The organism is Mycolicibacterium tokaiense (genome assembly GCF_010725885.1).
GTDB lineage: Bacteria > Actinomycetota > Actinomycetes > Mycobacteriales > Mycobacteriaceae > Mycobacterium > Mycobacterium tokaiense.
Window position 1 is genome coordinate 6,320,374 of sequence record NZ_AP022600.1, and the last position, 7,776, is coordinate 6,328,149.

General features: G+C 66.2%; 7 protein-coding genes and 2 tRNA genes. 5 read left to right on the forward strand and 4 right to left on the reverse strand.

Translation table 11 applies throughout. From position 1 onward, the window contains the following. Positions 1-3: 3 nt before the first annotated feature. Together G6N58_RS30380 and G6N58_RS30385 are read right to left on the reverse strand one after the other, a co-directional pair. The gene (locus G6N58_RS30380; RefSeq protein ID WP_163908569.1) at positions 4-1,494 is read right to left on the reverse strand and encodes a DUF7782 domain-containing protein; all 1,491 of its coding nucleotides are present in this window, start codon (positions 1,492-1,494) and stop codon (positions 4-6) included. Beyond that, positions 1,494-3,041, reverse strand: a complete 1,548-nt coding sequence (locus G6N58_RS30385; protein WP_276017126.1) for a helicase HerA-like domain-containing protein — start codon at positions 3,039-3,041, stop codon at positions 1,494-1,496. Before G6N58_RS30385 ends, G6N58_RS30380 begins: the two co-directional genes overlap by 1 nt. Positions 3,042-3,116: 75 nt before the next feature. On the opposite strand from G6N58_RS30385, the gene orn reads away from it, so the two are divergent. From orn to G6N58_RS30400, 3 genes are all read left to right on the forward strand, one after another. After that, a complete protein-coding gene (gene orn, locus G6N58_RS30390) occupies positions 3,117-3,752 on the forward strand; it encodes an oligoribonuclease (RefSeq protein ID WP_115280257.1) in 636 nt (211 codons plus the stop codon). Positions 3,753-3,795: 43 nt separating this feature from the next. Continuing rightward, a tRNA-His gene (locus G6N58_RS30395) sits at positions 3,796-3,868 on the forward strand. Positions 3,869-4,005: 137 nt separating this feature from the next. Then, positions 4,006-4,392, forward strand: a complete 387-nt coding sequence (locus tag G6N58_RS30400) for a hypothetical protein (RefSeq protein WP_115280256.1) — start codon at positions 4,006-4,008, stop codon at positions 4,390-4,392. A gap of 75 nt (positions 4,393-4,467) precedes the next feature. Here G6N58_RS30400 and G6N58_RS30405 read toward each other — a convergent pair whose 3' ends face one another. After that, a complete protein-coding gene (locus tag G6N58_RS30405; protein WP_163908573.1) occupies positions 4,468-5,691 on the reverse strand; it encodes a L,D-transpeptidase in 1,224 nt (407 codons plus the stop codon). Positions 5,692-5,863: 172 nt separating this feature from the next. Between G6N58_RS30405 and G6N58_RS30410 the strand changes: the two genes are divergently transcribed. Both G6N58_RS30410 and G6N58_RS30415 read left to right on the forward strand, forming a co-directional pair. Then, positions 5,864-5,936, forward strand: a tRNA-Lys gene (locus G6N58_RS30410). Between the two features lie 152 nt (positions 5,937-6,088). Continuing rightward, positions 6,089-6,499: an Rv1352/Rv1906c domain-containing protein gene (locus tag G6N58_RS30415; protein ID WP_115280255.1), complete on the forward strand. Its 411-nt coding sequence runs from the start codon at positions 6,089-6,091 to the stop codon at positions 6,497-6,499. 9 nt (positions 6,500-6,508) lie between these two features. Here G6N58_RS30415 and G6N58_RS30420 read toward each other — a convergent pair whose 3' ends face one another. Further along, positions 6,509-7,144, reverse strand: coding sequence for a hypothetical protein (locus G6N58_RS30420; protein WP_115280254.1), 636 nt, complete (start codon positions 7,142-7,144; stop codon positions 6,509-6,511). Positions 7,145-7,776 lie beyond the last annotated feature (632 nt).

Consider the following 7,776-nt stretch of genomic DNA (forward strand, 5'->3'; position numbering starts at 1 on the left):
CCGCTAGTCGGCCTCGTACAGAATCCCGCGCCCGATCGCCTCCCGGATCACCGGTAGGGCAGCCTCGGCCAGCGCGTCACCGTCGACGCCGTGGTGTGCGGCCAGCAGATCGAGCAACATCCCCAGCGGCACTTCGCCGCGGCAGCCGGCGAGCAACGCCCGCGACACCTCGTCGACGCCCAGAACGGCACCGGGCCCACCGGGTCGCCGGACCGCCGCGCCCACCGTCTGCCAGCCGTCGGGACCGGGCAGGGACTGCTCCTCGAGGAACACCGGTGCCGTGGACAACCGGGCACCGAGCAGTTGGGCATCGGTGGTGTCGTGCAGATACTCGCGGCGCGCGAAGAACGCCGCGACCTCCGGTCCGGTCAACTGCTCATCGGCGCCGGTGATCTCCTCGAGAACCAGGTCCGGTGGCCGTCGCTCACCCGAGCGCGGCGCCTGCACGGTGACCATGCCCATACCGACACCGGCGATGCCCTCGGCGTCGAACCAATCCAGCCACAGCCCACCGCGCCGGGCGGCCTCCTCGGGCAACTCCCCGGCATCGGAGGTCCACAGCGATACGTAGCTCACCGGGTCGGCGAACTCGCGCTGCACCACCCACGCATGTAAACCCGTGCCGGACAACCAAGCCGACACGCGGTCGCGCCAGTCGTCACCGTCGCGGATGATCCAGTTGGCCATGATCTGCGCGGTACCACCGGGCTCCAGATGGTCACCCAGCTGGCTGATCAGGCCGGCGCACAGGGCATCTCCGGCCATCCCCGAATCGCGGTATTCGAAGTCGAGTGCGCCGGTGCCCACCACGAACGGCGGGTTGGACACGATGAGGTCGAAGCGTTCACCGGCGACAGGCTCGAACAGGCTGCCGCGCCGCAGATCCCAGGTCATGTCGTTGAGGCCGGCTGTCGCCGCCGCCAGCGTGAGGGCACGCTGATTGGTGTCGGTGGCCACGATCTGCTCACAGTGCGCGGCCAGATGCAGCGCCTGGATGCCGCAGCCGGTCCCGAGATCGAGGGCACGTCGCACCGGGTTGCGGACCACGGCGTGCGCCAGCGACACCGACGCCCCGCCGATGCCGAGCACGTGGTCGGGCCGTACCGGGCCCGGCCGCAGCGCCGCGTCCTGATCGGAGACCACCAGAAAGTCGCGGACACCGTCCCCGTGGGGGCGGATGTCGAGGGTGGCCCTGATGTTTCCGGCCACCACCTCGACGACGGCGTTGTCCACCAGCGCATCCAGGCCGGCGGTGGGCATGGCCTGCTGCACGCGTTCTGCGGTCTCGTCGGCGCCGAGCAGGAACAGCCGCACCAGGACCGCGAGGCGCCGCTGATCGGTACCGGCGCGGTCGGTGGCACGCAACGCCGACCACCACAGGCCCCTGCTGAAGGCGGCACCGGCGTCTGCACCCAGGAGCTCTGCCACCCCGTCGGTGGTGTAGCCCGCCGACCGCAGATCAGCCCCGAGGGCGGCGATGAGTTCGGAGTTCATCAGCGTCTCCGTCGGCGCCCGGTGCCGAAGATGCTGCGGGTGATCTCGCGGCCGATCACCGTGCCTGCCGATCGCATCGCACTCTTGAAGGCCGGACTGTCCATCACCTGTTCCAGCAGACCCGGCTCAGCGGGGGCGGGCATCGGCGGGACACCGGTGTCGGTCGGCACCGGTGGCAGATCGGGCGGCGGCGCCAGCGTGGCCGCCAGCCGCTCATAGGCCGAGTCCCGGTCGATGGTGATCCCGTACTCCCGTTGCAGCGGGCTGGCTTTCGCGGCGGCAGTGAGGGCGTCCGGGCCGATGCTGTTCATCAGTGACCGCGGCGCCCGGATCCGGGTCCAGGCCACCGGGGTGGGTGCCCCGCGCTCGGAGAGCACGGTCACCACCGCCTCGCCGGTGCCCAGGGACGTCAGCGCCGACTGCAGATCGTAGACGCTGGATTTCGGAAAGGTGCGCACAGTTTTCTTCAGTGCCTTGTCGTCGTCGGGAGTGAAGGCACGCAGCGAGTGCTGGATGCGGGCACCCAGTTGGGAGAGCACGCCACCAGGGATGTCGGTGGGCAACTGGGTGCAGAAGAACACGCCGACGCCCTTGGAGCGGATGAGTTTGACGGTCTGCTCCACCTGGGCCAGGAAGGCCTTGGACGCACCGTCGAACAACAGGTGCGCCTCGTCGAACACGAACACGAGTTTGGGCTTGTCGAGGTCACCGACTTCCGGCAACTCGGTGAACAGGTCGGCGAGCACCCACATCAGGAACGTGGAGAACAGCACCGGGCGGGCGGCGTCCTTGCCGAGTTCCAGCAGCGTGATCACGCCACGGCTCTGGGCGTCGAGGCGCATGAGGTCCGCCGGGTGCAGCTCGGGCTCACCGAAGAACGTCTCGGCGCCTTCGGCCTCCAGGTTGACCAGTGCGCGCAGGATCACCCCGGCTGTTGTCTTCGACACCGCACCAAGGCTTTTCAGCTCGGCCTTGCCCCCGTCGCCGGTGAGGAACGTGATGACCGATCGCAGATCCTTGAGGTCCAACAGCGGCAGGCCGCGCTGATCGGCCCAGTGGAAGATGAGACCCAGGGTGGACTCCTGAGTCTGGTTGAGTCCGAGCACCTTCGACAACAGAATCGGCCCGAAGCTGCTGATCGTCGCACGCACAGGGACGCCGAGACCCTCGGTGCCCAGGGACAGGAATTCGACCGGAAACCCTGCCGGCGTCCAGTCGTCACCGGTATCGGCGGTGCGGCTGCCGATCGCATCGCCGGACTCCCCCGGTACGGACAGCCCGGACAGGTCGCCTTTGACGTCGGCCATCACCACCGGCACGCCGGCCGCGCTGAGTTGCTCGGCGATCAGCTGCAGCGTTTTCGTCTTACCGGTGCCGGTGGCCCCGGCGACCAACCCGTGGCGGTTCATGGTGGCCAGCGGGATCCGCACCTGTGCTGCCGGGTGGGCGGTGCCGTCGACCACCACCGAGCCCAGGGTCAGGGCGGCTCCGTCGGCCGGGTACCCGGACGCGATGTCGCCGGCGGCGTCGGTGCTCACGATCTGCAGAGCCTACTGGGCGACGGCGGCGCAGAACGGGGTGTGGACGCGCCGCTGTCGGCCCGTGGAATTACTGTGAGGCATGTGCGTGAAGAATTGGTGTGGATCGACTGTGAGATGACCGGGTTGGATCTGGGCTCGGACAAGCTGATCGAGATTGCGGCGCTGGTGACCGATGCCGACCTCAACGTGCTGGGCGACGGAGTCGACGTGGTGATCCACGCCGAGGACGCCGCGCTGGCCGGCATGGTCGACGTGGTGAAACAGATGCACGCCCGCTCGGGCCTCACCGAAGAGGTCAAGCGCTCGACCGTCGACCTGGCCACCGCCGAAGGCATTGTTCTGGACTACATTCGCACCCACGTCACAGCCGCCAACACTGCGCCGCTGTGCGGCAATTCGATCGCCACCGATCGCGGATTCCTGTCGCGCGACATGCCGGCTCTGGACAGCTATCTGCACTACCGCATGATCGACGTGAGTTCCATCAAGGAGCTGTGTCGTCGCTGGTACCCGAGGATCTACTTCGGCCAGCCGGAGAAGGGGCTGGCACACCGCGCCCTGGCCGACATCCATGAGTCGATCCGCGAGCTGAAGTACTACCGCCAGACCGCGTTCGTGCCCCCACCCGGACCTTCTACCAGTGACATTGCCGCCGTCGCGGTGACCCTGGGGCCGCCGGGACAAACCGATTCGGTATCCGGCGGGTCTACCGGCTAAGATCAACCACGCTGCGCAACCGGGTGACCGGGGAGCAGCAATGGTGGCTGTAGTTCAGTTGGTAGAGCACCAGGTTGTGATCCTGGCTGTCGCGGGTTCGAGTCCCGTCAGCCACCCCGCAGGTGGGAGAGGGTTTTACCTCTCCCACCTTTTGCATTCTTGGAGGATGTGCGGGACCTGGCTGGATGTGACCCGAGTACGAACTGGCGGAAAGTAACGGCGCACCAGCCGTCGGCCGTGCTTCAATTCCGCCATGGGGGAATCAGCGCAATACGCGCCTGGCCAGCACGAACCTGCCTTGGTCACAATTGGGGACATCACCATCTCAGAGCATTGGGTGATTACGCCCAGCGGGCCGCACCCGATTCGCGGGACGGTCTGGACTGTGACCGATATGTCTCAGTGGCACGAGGGAATTTCAACTGTCGGCGTCATCCTCTGCATCATCTTCTTCGTGTTCTGTTTGCTCGGCTTGCTGTTCCTACTGCTGAAGGATCAGAAGCTCTCCGGCTTCGTTCAGGTGACCGTCCAGGGCAGCGGTTTTTACCACCAGACTCTCGTGCCCGTCAGGGGCACACATACCTTCATGCTCGTGAATCAGTCGGTAAACCTCGCCCGTTCGCTAGCCGCGCGGGCATAGCCCCGAGGCGAACATCCGCCGCCCCGTCCGATTGACCCGATGCCGTTCCGTTCACGACATTTGAGAACGACCCGCTCAGATGTTGGCGTTGCCGGCTTTCCATTCGGTCCAGGGGACGTTCCAATCCCCCAGACCGTCTGTGCCCGGCAGCGGCGAACCGACCGTGTTGATGACCTCCACGATGTCGCCACGCTTGGTGTTGTTGTAGAACCACTGCGCGTTGCTGGTGCTGACGTTGAGGCAGCCGTGGCTGACGTTGGAATAGCCCTGGCTGCCCACCGACCACGGGGCGGCATGCACATAGATGCCGCTGTAGGACATCTGCGTGGCGTACTCCACCTCGGTGCGATAGCCGTTGGGAGAGTTGACCGGGACGCCGTAGGTGGACGAGTCCATCACCAGGTCGGCGTAGCGGTCACCGATGATGTACACCCCGTTGTTGGTGGGGGTGCTGTTCTTGCCCATCGAGGTGGGCATGGTCTTGACCACCTCGCCGTTGACACGAACCGTGATGGTCTTGGTGGCGTCGTCCGCGGTGGCGATGACGGCATCACCGATGGTGAAGCTGGTGCTGGCGTTGTCCTGTCCGAACAGCCCGTCACCGAGGTCGACCCCGTAGGTGTTCACCTTCACGTCGACGGTGGTGCCCGGCTTCCAGTATTGCTCTGGGCGCCAGCGCACTTCGCGATTGTTCAGCCAGTAGAACGCACCCTCGACGGGCGGGTTGGTGGTGATGGTGATGGCCCGTTCGGCCGCCGCCCGATTGGGGATGTTCTCGTCGAAGCGGATGGCGACCGGCTGCCCGATGCCCACCGTCTCGCCGTTGCCCGGCATCAGGTACGGCATGGTCAGGTTCTCCGGCGAATGGGTCTCGAACGCCATCCGTTGGCTGGCCTGGCCGCCGAGCCCGAGCGAGCTGGCCTCCAGGACGTAACTCTCGTTGTAGTCGAGCTGATCGGTGGACGACCAGGTGAGTCCGTCCTTGCTCAGCTCACCGGCGACGGGCGTGCCGTCGGCGTTCATCAGCGTCACGGGCCCGAGCACGCCGTTCTCGGCGGTCACGGTGATGGGCTGGTCCATGGCGACCCCCACGGCACCGTCGACCACCGAGGCGGTGAGCTTGGGCACCAGCAGGTCACCGAAGGGCGTGCCCTTGTCGTCGATGGTCTGCGGCGCCGCCTGCTCAGCGGTGCCCGTGGAGCAGGCACTGAGGGTCAACACCACGGTGGGCACCAGCAGTAGCGCCACCAGCCAGGACCGATAGCCACGCGGCCTGGTCACCGAACGGACCTGCCACATAAACGTTCCACCTCACACCCTGGATTCGCGGGACGGGCGCGACGAGCGCGCACTGTTGCCAGCAAGTCTAAGGGCAGCCACAGACAGTATGCGACCTCGCGCATGAGTCCCTGGTAGGGCGCGGATTTCCGTCTCCGCGCATCGGCCTGTTATTGTCTCAGGCGCAGTTCACGCGCCGTTAGCTCAGTTGGTAGAGCAGCTGACTCTTAATCAGCGGGTCCGGGGTTCGAAACCCTGACGGCGCACCCGATGAAGACCCCGCCCCGGCGGGGTCTTCGTCGTTCCGTCGCCTGTTTCCTGTGCCCGCGCTGCGAGAATCAGCGGGAATGGCTGAAAAGTTGGGGTGAGTACCCGCACCCCTCTGTTCACGAACCGGTTCAACCCGCAGCCTCTAGCCATGACGACCTCTGCGGTGCACCGGAACCTGGCAACGCTGCTCTGTGCGGCCACTTTGCCGGGATGCGGGTCCACCGATGTCTTCGCGACGGAAGAACTGATCACAGTGACCGAGACGTCGACGAAACTGATGCCGACCGACACCACCATCACCTCGGCCACCAGCCCGGCGACGGCAATGGTCACCTTCGACACCTACCGGGTGGGCGAGGACATCGCCGCCGGCACCTACGCGACGGCGGGGCCGAAGCTCCCCGGGTCGACATGTACCTGGGAGATCCTGCCGGCTGTGGACGCTCACCCCGACCAGGCGTTGACCTTCGTCATGCTGGTGGGCCCGGCCCGACTGGTCGTCACCCTCGGCGAGATCGTGCGCGCCGGCGGGGCCTGCGAGTGGACCTTGCGGCCGTAGCGCGTGTCTTCACCCCTGCAGTTCGGGCAGCCCCTCCCGGATGGCATCGATCTGCAGTTGGCCGGTGGAATCGACGAAGTCGGTGGGGGCCGGCTCCAGATCCCCTGGCTGGCTGTTGAACTCGAGCGTGGTCAAGACGTTGTCTTCGGTGAAGAGCACTGCGGTGATGGCGCTCGATCCGTCCAGCGTGGTGCCCGTCACGATGGTCCCGTTGGGTGCCAGCGGCCAGGGCTGCGGTTCACCGACGACACTCTGGCCGAGAGTCTTGACCGTCTCGGTCAGCACGGCCTCGGCCTGGGCGGCGTCCTCGCACACGATCAGCGTGTCGACGATGACAGCACCATTGCCCTCGACGCGGAACGTCTGCGTCACGCCGGGCACGCCGTCACCGTTGGGCTGCGGAGCATCGGCGATGAACGGCACGGGCGCATCGAGATCTTCGGCCGCCATCAGCAGAGTGCTGTAGTCGGGCTCGGCGGCGGCGTCGGCCGCCGCGTCGGCGGTGGTGGTCTCCGTGCTGGAGTCAGCTTCGGAGGTGGCGGCCGACGTCGGCGAGCTGGTCTTATCCGCCGCGGTGTCGCCGCCGCCACCGCAGGCGGTCAGAACGCAGATCAGGGCAGCAGCAGAGGCGATGGAGGTCTTCATCAGAGGTTTTCTCCCGGTCCAGGGCGGCAGTTTGCTGCGCCGCTCTCGGACGGTAATTGACGGCCACCGCAAATAGCTGTCGATTCGGCAAAACGGTGCTGTTTGCTGCCATCCCGGTACGTTGCTGAATTCAAACGCTCGTGAATGCTGCTCGAAAGACCGATTGATCGAGCAATCGTGGGGCATTTGCCGAGCGTGACCGGTGCACCTTCGTGGATTCGCCCACTTTCGCACGGGTCAATATAAGCTGCAGAAGCGTCGCCTCCGAGGGTGGCATCGCTGCGCCGAGTTAGCAGAAGGTCCACGCCAGGTAGCGGACCGACAGGCCACCACTGATAAGAGCTGTGACGTCGGCGATCAAGCTGTTACCATCCAGTTAGCTGCAGGCCGCCACGGCCAGGCTGGGGTCTACAGAGAAATGGATTGGGGTGTTAGCCGATGTCGATGGTGGAACTGCCCCGCAACCTCAGCGTCTCGGCGGTGGCATCTGACACGGATGTAACTCCGCTACCACCTGAGTTCGTCCACACCTGCAGCCGACTGGGCATGCGTGCTTCGCGACCTACTGTTCGGCTCGGCCTCGGGTGGTTGTGGCGGCGCTGACCGCTCAGCGTCGCGACCGGCGGATCACC